This window comes from Paenibacillus sp. BT-177 (assembly GCF_025846815.2).
Lineage (GTDB): Bacteria > Bacillota > Bacilli > Paenibacillales > Paenibacillaceae > Paenibacillus > Paenibacillus polymyxa_C.
The window spans coordinates 26,718-42,398 of record NZ_JAOYTP010000003.1 but is presented as its reverse complement, the minus strand read 5'-3'; the positions used below and the strand labels follow the sequence as shown (position 1 = coordinate 42,398).

Here is a 15,681-nt window from a genome sequence, read left to right as displayed (position 1 = left end):
GGAGATTTACTGTGAAGCATATGCAAAGAAAAATGATGCGTAAGCTGGGGGTCGGCGCTGTCGCATTGTCCCTTCTGCTTACCGCTTTACCAGCAGTTGCAGCAGATCAAGATAAAAACATATTGGAATTGCGGCTGCAAAGTGGCAGCAATACAGCCATCGTGAACGGTCAAAATGCGAATATCACGAAGCCCTATTCCAAAAGTGGTGCACTGATGGTTCCGGCTGGTGTGTTTAAAAAGGCATTTAACAGCAAAATTCGCCTAGCTGAAGATAATGTGGTCAAGATCACCAGCGGCACTCACGTCGTATCGCTGACAATTGGTAGTCGTACAGCCTGGGTGAGGGGCCACAAGGTAACACTTCCGGCTCCGCCAGAAATGTCATCAGGGATCCTCATGGTGCCTTTGCGTCAAGTAGCAGAAGGGCTTGGCGGTAAGATGGAGAAGAATGGCGCAGGAATCATCATTCGGATGCAAGCCCAAGAAGAGGCGGGTACGGTAGCTGAAGAAACACCGAACATTGATAATGATGAGGGCAAGACGCAGATCGGGAACAGTTACTACGATTGGTCCATGAACTATCCAACAGGACTCGTCATCGGTCAGGGAGGTGGAGATGAGAGCATTTCCACATTTATGGACGAGAACAGTGCATACTATATGGAAGTACACACAGCAATACAGCCGGTTCCCTTGAATGCAGACGATCTGCTGCAACAATTGGTGCAGGCAGCCAAGGAAACGGGAGAAACTGTGGTGGACCGAAAATCCTTCCCGAAAGCGAAAGTGCCTTATGCGCGTGTTATTACGAAGGATGGGGACGGCGTACTATGGGAAAATCGTCAGTACTATGACAATGGACGACTGTATGTAATATATTTTTCCGATGCTAAAGCAACGAACTATAAAGATCTGGCCCAGTATGCCGGACTGCTGAACTCCTTTAAAACCTCTTTTAACGCACAGGATAAGAGTATTAAAGACTTGTCCACTGTTGTCGGAGGCACACGCGAGGCCGGGAACCCAGACTATGGTGTGTCACTCAAAATACCCGCAGGCTGGAAAATGGACGACCAGCGAATGCAATATGAAAGCAATGACGGATCAAGCTTCAACATGAAAGTCACCTCAGCTCCTGCGGATGGAAAATTGGAGAACTGGGGTCAGCAGCTGCAAAAATGGCTGAGCGATTCATTTGTGTCCACTGCTTATGAGGCACAGAAGACATATCCGCTGGAAGTTGCAGGCGTTCAGGGATTAGTGCAGGAGTACCGCTATAATTTTGGAGATGAATGGGTCAAAGAGTACAATGTGCTGATTCAGCAAAATGGATACCGCTACCTGGCTGAATATGCAGTGCCTGAAAAAGTAAGCAAGGGAAATGACCAGTTCAACGCGATCATCTCCTCGCTTAAAATTGATTTTCAAACGGTAGCAAATAACTTTGGACAATTGGAAGAGGATGACTACCTGGCGGACAAAACGAAAACGATCAAAAAGACGTCTAAAGCATATGAATATACAGTGAATATCCCACGCTATTGGACCGCGGTTAGCGATCAATTTGAATTGGGAGATATAGAGTATCAATTTACCGGAGGACGTTTTTCCATCAAAATCGACAACGACCAATCCTTTGAATTAACGGTGTCTCAGCTTAAGGACTTCTATGATAAGCAAGCCAAGAACTATAAAAACCTCAAAGTAGAGGAAGTGAAGGACGTAACGTTTGCTGGAGTTCCAGCAGTGTCCTTTACATTCCACCGTGTAGAGGAAGGTATCGGTTATACAGGTCGCCAAATCGTTTTGGAGCATAACGGCAAAACCTACACCGTGACAACAACATTAAACGATGCGAACAACACAGCGGCACAGTCTAATGCACTAGATTCGACGCTGAATTCGTTTCATTTTGTGAAGTAGAGGGTGTAGGTAAAAGATTTGCGAGTTGTAATCGGTAAAGGCTACGCGTGCCATTTGATCCTACGATCGCTGTTGACCCGGGATTCTTGGATTGTATAAGGATTGAATAGTAAGCTTTTAAAGAGTGAAGTAAGCAGGGAAGATCGAAGATGTCGGACTAAATGTATAGGAGGAAACCGAACATAATTACGCTAAAGGCAGTCGACAAAAGGAATTGGGAAGAATGTGCTGAACTTGAACCGAGTCCTGAACAACAAAGATTTATGGTATCTAACCTTTACTCAATTGCCGAATGTCAGTTTTTAGATGGATTTGTATCTAAAGCAATTTATAATGATGACGTATTGATTGGCTTTACGATGTTTGGTTTAGACCCAGATGACGGAAACTACTGGGTTTACCGATTTATGATTGACGAAAGATTTCAAGGTCGAGGTCATGGTTACCATGCAATGTTGCTGGTGATCGACGAAATCAGGAAAGCCAGTGATAGGACTGATGTTATCATGATTGGATATAAACCAGACAATGAACTAGCTAGAAAGCTATACAGAAAATCTGGTTTCAGGGAGGAAGGAATATCACCCTGGGGAGAAATGCTTGCGAAGTATAGGTTTGCTTAGTTAATGATATGATGACGCACCTCCAAAGCACCGCTGACCGGGATTGGAGGTGTTTTTGTGCTTTTAGTATTATATTTTTAAAGGAATCGCTTGGAAAGTGTAGAAGCTTGGGTCGCAGTCTGGTACACTAGATTAGTTACAAGATAAGAATAATTTCTGCCGCAGATGTTTGTGATGCGGATTTTTTGAGTTGGATGCGATTCATGCGGGGGACCGATGGTTCAGCGTGTGAATGATCGGACAAGATGATAGAGACAGATAGGACTTAATAATATGATTCTTAGTAAGTTTCCATTCCCCTGACTGAACATAACCAGCTTTGGGATAAGTGGATGGAACGTTCTTGAGATTACCAAGTAAGCAGCATAGCTGCCCTGAAAACAACGAGATTCAATGAGGGATCATTCGTTTTCAGCATATAGGGAGGGCAATAATGAAATCAGCAGTACGAAGAGAAGATGTCGAGCTTCTGGCACCAGCAGGTGACTGGGATTGTATGCGTGCGGCGGTAGCGAACGGAGCCGATGCGATCTTTTTTGGGGTGGAAAAATTCAACGCACGAGCACGGGCGAATAATTTTCGCATGGATGAACTACCCGAGATTATGGCTTTTTTGCATAGCTACGGGGTTAAGGGCTTTTTGACATTCAATATACTGGTATTTGAAAACGAGCTGGAGGACGCTAAAGAGCTGGTTGATGCCTGTATTGATGCCGGAGTCGATGCCCTAATTGTTCAGGATATGGGTTTGGTGAAAATGATCCGCGACATTTCACCGGATTTCCCGATCCATGGTTCTACCCAAATGACGATCACCTCGCCGGAGGCTGTAGAATTCACAAAGCCGTACAACATGGAACGGGTTGTGCTGGGTCGTGAAAATAATCTAAAACAGATTCAAAAAATTGGCGATCAAGCGAGACTTCCGATGGAAGTATTCGTGCATGGAGCGTTATGCGTATCTTATTCAGGCCAATGCCTGACTTCAGAAATGTGGGGCGGACGCTCTGCAAACCGTGGTGAGTGTGCACAGGCATGCCGTTTGCCTTACGATTTGATGGTGGATGGAGAGCAAAAGCCGATGGCCGATGTGACATACCTACTATCCCCCAAGGATTTGGCGGCCATTGATTTGATGCCAGAACTGATTGATGCCGGGGTGGTTTCCTTTAAAATTGAAGGGCGACTGAAAACGCCTGAGTATGTAGCGAATGTGGTTAGCAAATATCGCAAGGCCATTGACAAGTATTTTGATGGCGATACGTCCAAGACGAGCAAAGAAGATATCCGCGAGCTGCAGCAGAGCTTTTCACGCGGCTTTACGCACGGTTTTCTGGAAGGAACGAATAACAAAAAGCTGGTGGACGGTACGTTCCCGAAAAGCCGGGGCGTGTACCTGGGCCGAGTGGAACAAATCCTTCGTGATGGGGTAGTATGCCGCATCGATGCCCCGCTCAAGCGTGGCGATGGTATTGTATTTGATGCAGGAGATCCTACGCAAAAAGAAGAAGGCGGACGTGTATACGATATCCGCCGCAAGGGTGTGAAGATTGAAGGCGAAGCCGGAGAAGGCTGGATCGTTGACATCGTAGCAGGACGCAATGATGTGGATCTGCGCCGTGTGCACGTAGGCGACCGTATTTGGAAGACCAACGACCCGGCGCTGGACAAGCGTCTGCGCCAGTCGTACGAAACCGAAAAGCCGTACCGAGTTTTCCCGGTACATGTGCGGGTCAGCGGCTCCCCAGGACAGCCGCTGTCGACATGGTGGACCGACGTGCAGAAGGGCACAACGGTTCGCGTGGACTCCGAGCTGGAGCTTGAAATTGCCCAGAAGCGTCCGATGACGCACGAACTGCTCGAAGAGCAATTCGGCCGACTGGGCGGAACAGTGTTCCAGCTGGAAGAGCTGGACGTCCATCTGCATGGAGACGTCATCGTGCCCATGCGCGAGCTGAACAGCATCCGCCGTCAGGCGGTGGAACTGCTCGCAGGTGAGCGCCCCAAACCACCCGTATACACGAAACGGGCGGTAGAGGTGTATGGCGATGCCTCGGCTCCGGCATCGTCTGTGGCACGCGGTCAGGCAGAGCTGACCGCGCTGTGCCGCAGCCTCCCTCAGGTGGAGGCTGCGCTTGAGGCCGGCGTGGATTTCATCTACGCCGACTTCGAGTTCATCAAGCAATTCCCGGCAGCTGTAGAGGCTGTGCACGGCGCTGGGCGCCGAATTGCGTTGGTGACTCCGCGTATTCACATGCCGGGCGAAAATGGATATCACAACAATATCCTGCGCCTGAAACCGGATGCTGTGCTGGTACGCAATCCGGGAGCCTTGTATTTTTACATGCGTCATCGCTTGGAGAACCCGGATGCACATCATCCGCAATTGATTGGCGACTTCTCGCTAAATATCGCCAACCATAAAGCGGCTGATCTATTCCTGGATTCCGGCTGTGACCTGGTAACACCGTCGTATGACCTGAACATCCAACAGATGGTCGATATGCTGGGACGTACACGTACCGACAAGCTGGAGATCGTCATCCAGCAGCATTTGCCGATGTTCCATACCGAACACTGCGTATATTGTACCTTTATGAGTGAAGGCACAGACTACACTAACTGTGGTCGTCCGTGTGAGGATCATCGCGCATCCCTACGTGATCGTATTGGGATGTCTCACCCGGTTCGCGTGGACGAAGGATGCCGTAATACAGTGTATAACGCGATTGAGCAATCAGGCGCGGAATACCTGTCTAACTTCCTAGAATTAGGCGTATCCCGTTACCGCGTGGAATTTTTGGAGGAGACACCAGAGCAAGTTCATGAGGTTATTGATCTCTATAACCGTGCCTTGCGCGGTGAAATCAGCGGAACACAAGTATGGAAGACGCTGAAAGCGACGAATCAGCTAGGGGTTACACGTGGGCAACTGGTGAAGTAAAAAGTGCTATAGAAAAACAAAAAAAAGGGGATGTGCTTTGACAGCACATCCCCTTTTTTTATCTGTTAGTTTATTTAAACTATGAATGAAACCTCAGATTGTTATACTTTTTGGGCTCTTGTTTTTTTGGAAAAAACAATGAACTTTTGTCCAACATAATTAATTAAAGTATAGAAGACATTCCCGATTAGAATGGATACATTGCCTAGAATTTCATTGTTTTTAATACTCAAACTTGAGATCAGGAAGTGACTGAGTAGATAGCTGAGACAATACGACAGTATATAGCATATCAATATAATAGAGATGAACTTCCAAATGGTCTGTCCATGGCTCGCATTATTTTTGAAAGTAAATCTTTTATTTAAGAAATAGCTTACAGTGGCGCCTACAGAATTACCAATAAAGGTCGATAACCAGTAGTTAGTCTCTAAAATATTAAAGAGCAAGAACATGACGGACATGCCGCATATTGTATTTAGAACACCTACAACAAGAAAACGGAAAAAACTATTCTGAAATAAAGTCAAATTAGTCACCTGTTCGCATCTGTTATTGGACCGCCACAGCTTCCCTTTCCCTATTATTCACTTTCTTTGTGTTTTCAGTATTTAAGGTGCTCTGGGAATCTAAAATAGTCTCAATAATATATTTAGGTCTTTGTTTTACTTCTTTATATATTTTACCGATATACTCGCCAATGAGTCCGAGTGCGACGAGTTGTAGACCGCCTATGAACCAGATGGATAACATTAAAGAAGACCAGCCCCAAACGGTGGTGCCAAGGAACTTGCTAATAAGGGTATAGGCAGCTATTAATAAGCTTATGCCAAACATTCCAAAACCCACGGCCGAAATAAGCCTTATCGGGGTTACGCTAAACGAGGTGATTCCATCGAAAGCAAAAGCGAGCATTTTCTTTAAAGGATATTTGGATTCACCTGCAAAACGTTCGTGTCGATCGTAATACACTTCAGTAGACTTATAACCTATTAACGGAACTAGACCACGTAAAAAGAGATTTACCTCTTTAAAGTTGCTTAATTCCTGGAGAACTCTTTTGCTCATTAAACGGTAATCCGCATGATTGTATACGATATTGACGCCCATTTTACTCATCACACGATAGAAGCCTTGGGCTGTTGAACGCTTGAAAAATGTATCGGTAGTTCTACTTTTTCGCACCCCATACACGATGTCATAACCTTCTTTGAATTTTATTATGAATTCTCGGATGGCATTGAGATCATCCTGAAGGTCAGCGTCAACGGATATTACACAATCTGAGGTTTCTTTAGCTTCCATTAACCCAGATAATAGAGCGTTTTGATGGCCCGCATTTTTCGCCAATTTGAGACCACTGACAAAAGGATTTTTTAGATTATATGATGCTATGATGTCCCATGTTTGATCACGGCTACCATCATCAACAAACAACATTTTACTATGTTTAGAAATGAGCTCGCTTTCGGCCAACTCTTCCAGAATGACCGTAAGTCTGCTTATGGTTTCAGGTAGTACTTCTTCTTCGTTATAGCAGGGAATAACTAATGTTAAAACAGGGTTACTGATTATTGAATCCAAAGAACTCTCTCCTCAAATTTTGGCTTATCTGGTACTCAAATTTCTATCTTTTTTAGTCTATAATATGGTTTACTTAAATTATATAACAATGCGATGACTAAGTGCTATAATAAACTATTAGCAATTTCCAAACGTTACTCAAACTATTGAATAATTTAGTAAGATTTGTCGAAAAGGAGTTTTACCTATGAAAATCCGTAAAGCAATTATTCCTGCTGCGGGATTAGGAACCCGGTTCCTTCCTGCGACGAAAGCGATGCCTAAAGAGATGCTTCCCATTGTAGACAAACCAACAATTCAATATATCATTGAAGAAGCTGTTGCATCTGGTATTGAAGATATTATTATCGTTACTGGTAAAGGCAAAAGAGCGATAGAGGATCATTTTGACTACTCCTTCGAGCTGGAGCATAATTTGACCTCAAAGGAAAAATGGAACCTGCTCAATGAAGTGCGCAAACCATCAGAGATGGCAGATATCCACTATATCCGTCAAAAGGAGCCTAAAGGGTTGGGACATGCCATCTGGTGTGCACGTAAGTTTATTGGTGATGAACCTTTTGCTGTCCTTTTGGGTGATGACATCGTTGAGTCTGAGAATCCATGTCTTAAACAGATGATTGACGTGTTTGATGAGTATCAGCGTTCTATTGTAGGTGTAAAACAAGTCGATTGGAACGAGGTACATCGTTACGGGATTGTTGAAGGCCACGCACTTACCTCCAAAATCTCTGAGGCGGAACGATTGGTAGAAAAGCCAAAGAAGGAAGAAGCTAAATCCAATTTGGCGATCATGGGACGTTATATCTTGACACCTGATATTTTCGATATCCTGGGTCAGCAATCCGCAGGAGTAGGCGGGGAGATTCAGTTAACGGATGCATTGTCCAAACTGGGAGAAAAGAACCCTATTCTGGCTTACGAATTTGATGGCAATCGCCATGACGTTGGCGAGAAGCTGGGATTCATTGAAACGACCATTCATTATGCTCTACAGCATAACGAAATCAAGGATGAAGTACTGGCTTATATGAGACAGGTTATTGAAGATATTGATAAAATGTAACAAAATTGTAATTGTATGCGATAAAAAGAAGTTTTGGATTTTTTAGTTCTTCTTTTAAAATGAGAGAGTAATATTCCAAATAATCTCTTATTCTATCGAAGGAGGAACAAAGATGAACTCTTTAGAACTATTCGTTTTGGAACAAGAAGACACTCTTGATTTGGACTTACAGGTTAATGCTTTCTCATCTGAACCGGTTACTATGGCATGTACTGGTACTGTTACTTGTGCTGTCTCTGCTTGCTACGATACTTATGTAACTTGTAACTGCTGTTAATTGTGTTAAAACTAACCCCAGATATGCTTTGTATATCTGGGGTTTTCTTATGTAAAGAAGGAGGGCTACTAGCTATGAAGGGTATAAGACACAGGAATGAAAATAGGAATTTGTTTAGAACGTTAGATTTTTTTTTGGTTAGAATTCCGTTGTTGCCTGTAGAGGTGTACAATGAACTATTTTATCAGCCTTCATATGAAAATTTACGTAACAAGTTGCTTCATATGGTAAAAGAGCCAATTGTCTGCGAAGCGCTTTTAATTGCCAGCCCCTCATTAATGCACTCTGTTAATCAAATACTGGACAATTCAAATTCAAAGAAAGCAGATAAAATTATCAAAGCAATAGCTCATTATATGATTAGGCTTTCAACACGCGCTACCCCTTACGGTGTTTTTGCTGGAGTTGCCATGGGTTCTTTTGAAAGTGAAAGCAGGCTGGTAATAGGAGACTTGAGCTTTCATCGAAAAATAGCACGCCCAGATATGCAATGGTTAATGGATCTTGTAAAGGGTTTGGAACGTATAAGGCACGTCGTTGAACAAGTCGAAGTTCGTACGAACTCGATCCTCTATACTTCCGGCTCACGTGTGAAGTTACCTTATCTCAATTATATAGATCAGTTTGATTCCTCTGATGAAATGAAAAGTAGCTCAATCCGAACTTCTAAATTTGTAGACTATGTTATTCACTGCGCGAAACAGCCCGTTCCTATCTTAAAGCTAATGGACAAGATGAAAGAAGAGTTCCCGACTATAAATCAAGAGCAACTATTTGGTTTGTTATTGAAGTTAGTAGAGCAAGAGTTTTTAATAAGTAATTTAAGACCCCCCTTATCCATACGTAATTCTGAATTGCCATTTGAATATATAAAAGGGCAACTCGCATCCATGACAGGCATAGACGATCTCAAAGCCTCAATTCAGAACATTTATAACTACATTCAGCAATATAATCAAACCTCTGTAGGTGAGGGGGAAGAGCTATATACGAACATATGCAGCAGCATCAATGAAATGTTCCCCAGCAAAGATCCGCTCCAAATTGACATGGAAACAGCTATAACAAACGCGACTTTAAGTCACGAAATAGCGGAAGAGGTCGCTGTAGCGGCCGAAGTCTTATGGAGACTATCGAATAATGTATGCAATCCGCATCTTGCGACCTATCGAGGCGCCTTTATTGAGAAGTACGGAGTACATCGTCAGATTCCCTTGTTAGAACTGTTGGATGAAGATATGGGATTAGGAGCCCCTCCTGATTATAAATATCCTATGAGCAAACGTAGCTGGGAAAAGTCTGCTGCGAATGCAGACAGAGATAAACATTTAGCACGCTGGGTTGCAGAAGCGATCAAACAAGGTAGTATCGAAATTGAGCTTACAGATGAAAAAATCAGAAAAATAGAATGTGTCCCTTCGGAGCTTTCTCCTCCACCATCACTGGAGATGTACGTTACCGTCGCCACTTCGGATGCCACCGCTCTCGAAGGTGGGGACTATAAATTGATTGTTAACCCCAATTCAGGCGGCACAGGTGCAGGTAAAACATTTGGGAGATTCGGTCCGATTCTAGATGGTTCTGCACAAAAACAAATCTCCAGTATTTATAAAATACAGTCAGATCAAAATCCAAATGTGATTTTTGCGGAGCTTATCTATCTTACGATTAATAGTAGACATTCCAACGTTGTGATAACGAATCGTTCCTGTTCTCATCAGATTATCCTTGGGACCAATGATTATACAGATGACCGTGCGTCTACTATTTCTTTAGCCGATTTATATGTAGGTTGTACCCACGACTCTTTTTATCTAATGTCACGCTCTTTGAATAAAAGGGTAATCCCGGTAGCCACAAATATGTTGAATTACTACAAAGCGCCGAATGTTTATCGATTTTTGCGTGAAATGGAGCAGGAAGGACAGAGGAATGTTTCAATGTTTCAGTGGGGGAATCACTTATCAGAGTTGCCTTTTCTTCCCCGCATAAGATACGGCAATACCATTCTGTCATTAGCGTCGTGGTCTTTAAATGCAGATATGAAGGCTTTCCAGAATTGTCATACCAAGAGTGATTGGCGCAATGCATTTGAAAGGCTGAAAAAAGAATGGAGTATTCCGAGATACGTGTATATAACTATTGCAGATAACAGATTGTTAATTGACACTACACATGATTTTTGCATATCCGAACTATATGATAAATATCAAAAGCTTACAGATTCAGCCTCCATATGGTTGACTGAATGCGGTTTTGAGTGGAGTGAAGTATGGGGAGAGTCCACGAAAGGACACCACATTGCAGAGTATGTCATTCCTTTGGTGAAAACGAATAAAGTAGGCCAATCGAGATCAAAGGACCTTATTCAACCAGATATGATGCAAAACCCTATCAGTACCCGTTCGATGGATGTTTATTTTCCAGGCAGTGAATGGCTGTACGTTAAATTATATGGTATGTCTGAACGGGAGGAGGAGTTTATTGGAAATTACCTCAGACCTTTTTGTGAACTGGCAGAAAAACAAAAAATAGTCGATCAACATTTTATTATTCGATATAAAGATCCTGATGATCATGTACGAGTGAGATTTCATGGGGATGCAGCGATGTTATGTGCACAACTGATTCCTGCTATTCAGACGTGGGCGAACAAGCTTAAGAAGGAAGGACTGCTAAACCAACTTGTGTATGATACATACGAGCAAGAGGTGGAAAGATATGGAGGGGGAAGCTTCATTCAAATGGCTGAGGAAGTTTTTGCTGCAGATTCCAAGCTCGCTTCTGAATTCATTTATTTGCACTACAACAAAAAATGGAATATGCCATTAGAAGACATTGCATTGATTAGTGTGATTGATATGTTAAATCAGTGGATGCCTTCACTAGCTAAGCAGGTTGAATGGTCCCAACAGAAAGAGTGGCATAACCATCATATCAAAGAGTTCCAAAAGAATCGTACATGGTATATGTCGATATGCGATGTTTCCGATCGATGGAGTTCATTGAGAGCTTGTAATTATGGTGAGTTTATGATAGAACGCTTTCAACCTCGAAGGGAAAAACTGAAACAATATAAGGAGAGGTTCTTTCAGAAAAAAAAGGAAACATGCTGGGACGGACCTTTATTGGATATTATGGAAAGTTTTATTCACATGCATCTGAACAGATTACTAGGCACGGATCGAATGAAGGAGGCGAAAATAATGTCACTATTAAGCCACGCTCTTTATCATCTAAACCATGCTCAGAAGTATACAAAGCGAATGAATTATAAGGAGTGCTGAGGCATGATTATAACGGGAATATCAGAAGATTTGCGTCAGACTATTTTGGAGATTGTACATGAGGTTGGAAGAAGATTGGCAGATTCGGATTACGTAACGGCAATGTGCTCATCGGATTCGAATCGAACAGATTTACAATTGGATTACAAATGGGATGAGATTAGTCTTGCGAGTGGCTATCCAGCGGTGAGTCTACTATACGGAAGGCTGGGTACTGTATTCCGCGAGGAGACGTTTACCCGATACGCACATCAGTATCTTGTGAATACAAGAGAAGCACTCAAGCTGAAGGAAAACATATCTTTATCGCTGTGGAGCGGGCTATCGGGTATTGGATTTACGGCCTACGCACTGTCTGACAATCTGCGCAAATACCGAAGTTTTATTGAACAGATCAATCATTTAATCCTTCGTTATGGTGCTGCTCTGTTGGAAAGTTCAAGAAATAATCTAAAAACGGGAGTCATTTTTCATGACTATGATGTTATTTCGGGATGGAGTGGGATAGGTAGATACCTGTTATTGTTCAAAGATGTGCCTGAGATGAGAGATCTCCTTAAAGATGTTCTTGAATATCTTGTCATGTTAAGTGAAGAGAGGGCTTGGAATGGTGAAGTTCTACCAGGCTGGTATATCCCCGTTCACAATCTGCCCCCACATGAGCAGCAGAGGTATCCTGAAGGATACTTTAACATGGGGTTGGCTCATGGAATTCCTGGACCGTTGGCATTACTATCAATAGCTTGGCATCACGATGTGAGAGTGTCAGGACATAAAGAGGCAATAGAACGCTTCGGTTCATGGTTGAGTCATTGGAAGCAACAGAATGATTTTGGGTGGTATTGGCCCAATAATATAAGCTATAGAGAATATATGAATGGAATTATTTCCGATGAAACAGAACGTGAAGCCTGGTGTTATGGAACTCCAGGGGTTGCCAGGAGCTTATGGCTAGCAGGGAGGGCTCTGGAGAACGAAAAATTAGAGGCGCTCGCTGTGGATGCTTTCAAATCCATATACGCACGTCCCCGTGAACGTTGGAGCATATATTCTCCATCGGTATGTCATGGATATTCTGGATTAATAAAGCTCACGCATCAGATGTATCTGGATACGGGAGATGCCGAGTTGCGTGATTATGCTCAGGGCTTGCTTTTAGAAGTCGTTAACATGTTCGATAGAGGGGCAGCATTCGGTTTTTGGGATATCGTAAAGGATACTCAATCGGTCAAACATTTGGATTTCGTGGGCGTATTGGATGGGGTTGCAGGCATTGTTATGACTTTACTAGATACTCTAGAGTCCGAGGAAAGTATTTGGGGAAGAAGCTTATTAATCACATAGCGGAAGGAAGTAAAACTTAGGATATAGAAGAAGGAACGCCAGAAGTGAAAAACTTCTGCGTTCCTTTTTTGGTGGGTGCATTTTTGTATTTTATACCTAGAGCTTTAAGGCTTTCAACTGAGCAATTTGCTCTTTTTCCTTCGGATCAGCCTTAATCAGCTTATCGTACAAAGCTTTGTCATCTTGTCCCTGCTGTTGCAGAGCGACGATATAATAGCGAGCGACCTCACGATTTGTAGCATCACTCAGGTCGTCTTTCAAGCCGCTTATGAGGATGCTTGCAGCCTCAGCAGGCTTACCTGACATGAACTCTATTTTACCAGTACTGAGCGCAATACCTGGAGTTACTTCAAAAGTACGTGTCAACTCAATTTCAGGTGGAACCGTCTTAATATGAGCTACCCCATCCAGAACCTTCTGATAAGCAGCAAGACCTGCATGGAAATACTTCTGTTCTTTGGCGGTGTCTTTTTGCTCACGTGCCTTATTACCAATGGTGTAAGCTTGGGTAATCAACATATTGTACCAGTCATTGTCCCAATTAAAGTTGGAAATGTTATTTTCCAAAATACTGAAAGCTTGCTCATTCTCACCTTTTGCTTTTAAAAGGTTAACTTTGGAGTTATACATGATTTTATTATACGGTTCTGCCTTCAGGCCCGTATTAAGTACCTCTATTGCAGCGTTATAAAATTCCTCTTTTTTCGTTTGATCATACACACTCTTGTACAGTGCAGCTAATCTTATAACAGAATCCGGATGTGTAGGGCGAAGCTCCAGATCTTTATTAATAGCACTTTGAATTTCTTCAAATGATGTACTTACCGTCATAACCTGTTTGGCATATGTGGCAGCATTGGCCGATTGCACGAAGCGAAGGCCTGAAAAAAGCACCACGATGCTTAGAACGCCAATGATGGTACTATACATGATTCGGAATCCGGAAGCATTCATAGACAGGCGTTTAAGTGGCTTGCTGTCCATAGCAGCGGCCATACCACCGAGACTCACAAATACCAGTATGCCCATGAACACGTAACTCAGATTAAAATCTAGCAAGCTATGAAGCAAGATCGAGAGTGCTAAAATGAGATATAGGAAGTGAGAATCCCGTTCTTCATCATTTTGTCTAATATAGTTGCGGATATATTTATAGAAAATATATAAGATAAATGACATGAAAATTACGAAACCGAGAATGCCTACTTCAACTAAATACTGCATGAAAAAGTTATGGGCCTGACGGCTTGTATAAGGATAATCTTGATATTTCTCGTATAAAGTTGCCCAACCACCACCGCCGCTTCCGATAATAGGGTGATCTTTAATCGATTTGGCAGCATCCTGATAGAATACAAGCCGCTCCAGCACACTATGCTGTCGGAAATTGATATTTTCAAACCGGACCTGGACGTTTTCTGGCAGTACGCTGCGCAGGCCAGTTCCAATAAACAGAAAAGCCAGCAAGCCAATCACCACAACTGATCCGACAGGTAGCCACAGGTTGGATAACTTGCGGGAAGTCCACCCTTTGAGTGCATTCTCCAGCTTTGGTGCCAGATACCGTTCAACAAGCCACAGTACAACAGCGACAGCAAGGGAGATTCCAATAAGTATGCCCCAAGCCTTGGCAGCCTCTCCGCCGTTGTAGGTCTTATTGAGTTGTAATCCCATATTTGTAATCGGCGCCAAGATAGATATTGACGCTATACCAGCAATGGCGCAATGCAAAATCCATATAATTTGGCGTGCAGGTTTAAGGAAAAGCAAGAGCAGCACGAAAACGACTGGCAACATAACCAGACCGCCCCGTGACAAGGTCAGAAACAGCGAGACCAAAATGGGCACCAACATGAAACCATGAGTAGCCTTGCCATACCATGATTTTGATTTCATTAAACAAAATACGGCAGCGAATAGGAAAGCCATTAGAAAGGCGGCATATGTATTCGCATATTGAAACACTGATGTCAACCGGAGCCCATTCGTATCTGTCATGACTGCATTGGTATAACGGTCATGATACACATATTGGCTAAGCCAGCCTACCAGCTTGCCGGCTAGTACCCACTGTCCGAACCAGTTAATAAAGCCAAAGCCTACAATGACATAAGCAACAGTCATAATCAGATTGTGCATAATCTTATTACCTAAGCGATCCTGGAGTAGATAAATTGAGATGATAAACAGGGCTGCATATATGCACTGTACCACCACCATATTCATGGCCAGGTAATGTGAAGCTGCTGATGCCAGTGAAAGCACATAAGTCAGGGGAAGCAGTAGTACTAATACAGCGAGCCAATCCCTTTGCTCTTCCAGCTTGAATTTTTTATAATAGGTTACGATTCCTAAAATCAATAGAATCGTGCTGATGATCAAAGCCCAATACAGAGGCTTCTCAAAGTCGAGCATTTGACCATTAAAAAGCGCCGCCTGGAAGGGGGCCCAAGCTAAAAACAAAATCATGCCAACAATTAACACCCAAAACATAGCCGGCCTTTTATCGTCACGGGTCGACGTTTTGGCCTGTTTCCCGTATACTGGATTCGACAAGGTTTACAATCTCCTTTTCTTGTAGATACGTCAACATTTTAGCATATCGTAGCTGTTAGAGCCATATCACAACAA

Annotated in this window: 10 protein-coding genes; 7 read left to right on the top strand and 3 right to left on the bottom strand. The window is 43.2% G+C overall.

All coding sequences use genetic code 11. From position 1 onward, the window contains the following. Positions 1–11 precede the first annotated feature (11 nt). From OIU26_RS10655 to OIU26_RS10645, 3 genes are all read left to right on the top strand, one after another. Positions 12–1,925 (top strand): copper amine oxidase N-terminal domain-containing protein, encoded by a 1,914-nt coding sequence (locus OIU26_RS10655; protein ID WP_264216815.1) that lies wholly within the window; start codon positions 12–14, stop codon positions 1,923–1,925. A gap of 161 nt (positions 1,926–2,086) precedes the next feature. After that, the gene (locus OIU26_RS10650) at positions 2,087–2,548 is read left to right on the top strand and encodes a GNAT family N-acetyltransferase (RefSeq protein ID WP_264216814.1); all 462 of its coding nucleotides are present in this window, start codon (positions 2,087–2,089) and stop codon (positions 2,546–2,548) included. A 433-nt stretch (positions 2,549–2,981) separates the two neighbouring features. Continuing rightward, positions 2,982–5,492: a U32 family peptidase gene (locus OIU26_RS10645; RefSeq protein ID WP_264216813.1), complete on the top strand. Its 2,511-nt coding sequence runs from the start codon at positions 2,982–2,984 to the stop codon at positions 5,490–5,492. 101 nt (positions 5,493–5,593) lie between these two features. Here OIU26_RS10645 and OIU26_RS10640 read toward each other — a convergent pair whose 3' ends face one another. Further along, positions 5,594–6,031: a GtrA family protein gene (locus tag OIU26_RS10640; RefSeq protein WP_225683697.1), complete on the bottom strand. Its 438-nt coding sequence runs from the start codon at positions 6,029–6,031 to the stop codon at positions 5,594–5,596. Positions 6,032–6,044: 13 nt separating this feature from the next. Then, a complete protein-coding gene (locus OIU26_RS10635) occupies positions 6,045–7,076 on the bottom strand; it encodes a glycosyltransferase family 2 protein (protein WP_264216812.1) in 1,032 nt (343 codons plus the stop codon). A gap of 187 nt (positions 7,077–7,263) precedes the next feature. Between OIU26_RS10635 and galU the strand changes: the two genes are divergently transcribed. The 4 genes from galU (at position 7,264) to OIU26_RS10615 (ending at position 13,050) form a co-directional block, all read left to right on the top strand. Next, complete coding sequence (galU, locus tag OIU26_RS10630) at positions 7,264–8,142, top strand: UTP--glucose-1-phosphate uridylyltransferase GalU (RefSeq protein WP_264216811.1); 879 nt, start codon at positions 7,264–7,266, stop codon at positions 8,140–8,142. Positions 8,143–8,254: 112 nt separating this feature from the next. Then, on the top strand, positions 8,255–8,419 hold the full coding sequence (locus OIU26_RS10625; protein ID WP_176715693.1) for an FDLD family class I lanthipeptide: 165 nt from the start codon (positions 8,255–8,257) through the stop codon (positions 8,417–8,419). Positions 8,420–8,493: 74 nt separating this feature from the next. Next, a complete protein-coding gene (locus OIU26_RS10620) occupies positions 8,494–11,706 on the top strand; it encodes a lantibiotic dehydratase (RefSeq protein WP_264216810.1) in 3,213 nt (1,070 codons plus the stop codon). 3 nt (positions 11,707–11,709) lie between these two features. Then, on the top strand, positions 11,710–13,050 hold the full coding sequence (locus tag OIU26_RS10615) for a lanthionine synthetase C family protein (protein WP_264216809.1): 1,341 nt from the start codon (positions 11,710–11,712) through the stop codon (positions 13,048–13,050). A 96-nt stretch (positions 13,051–13,146) separates the two neighbouring features. On the opposite strand, the gene OIU26_RS10610 is transcribed toward OIU26_RS10615, so the two are convergent. Further along, positions 13,147–15,606, bottom strand: coding sequence for an O-antigen ligase family protein (locus OIU26_RS10610; protein WP_264216808.1), 2,460 nt, complete (start codon positions 15,604–15,606; stop codon positions 13,147–13,149). Between the last annotated feature and the right edge of the window lie 75 nt (positions 15,607–15,681).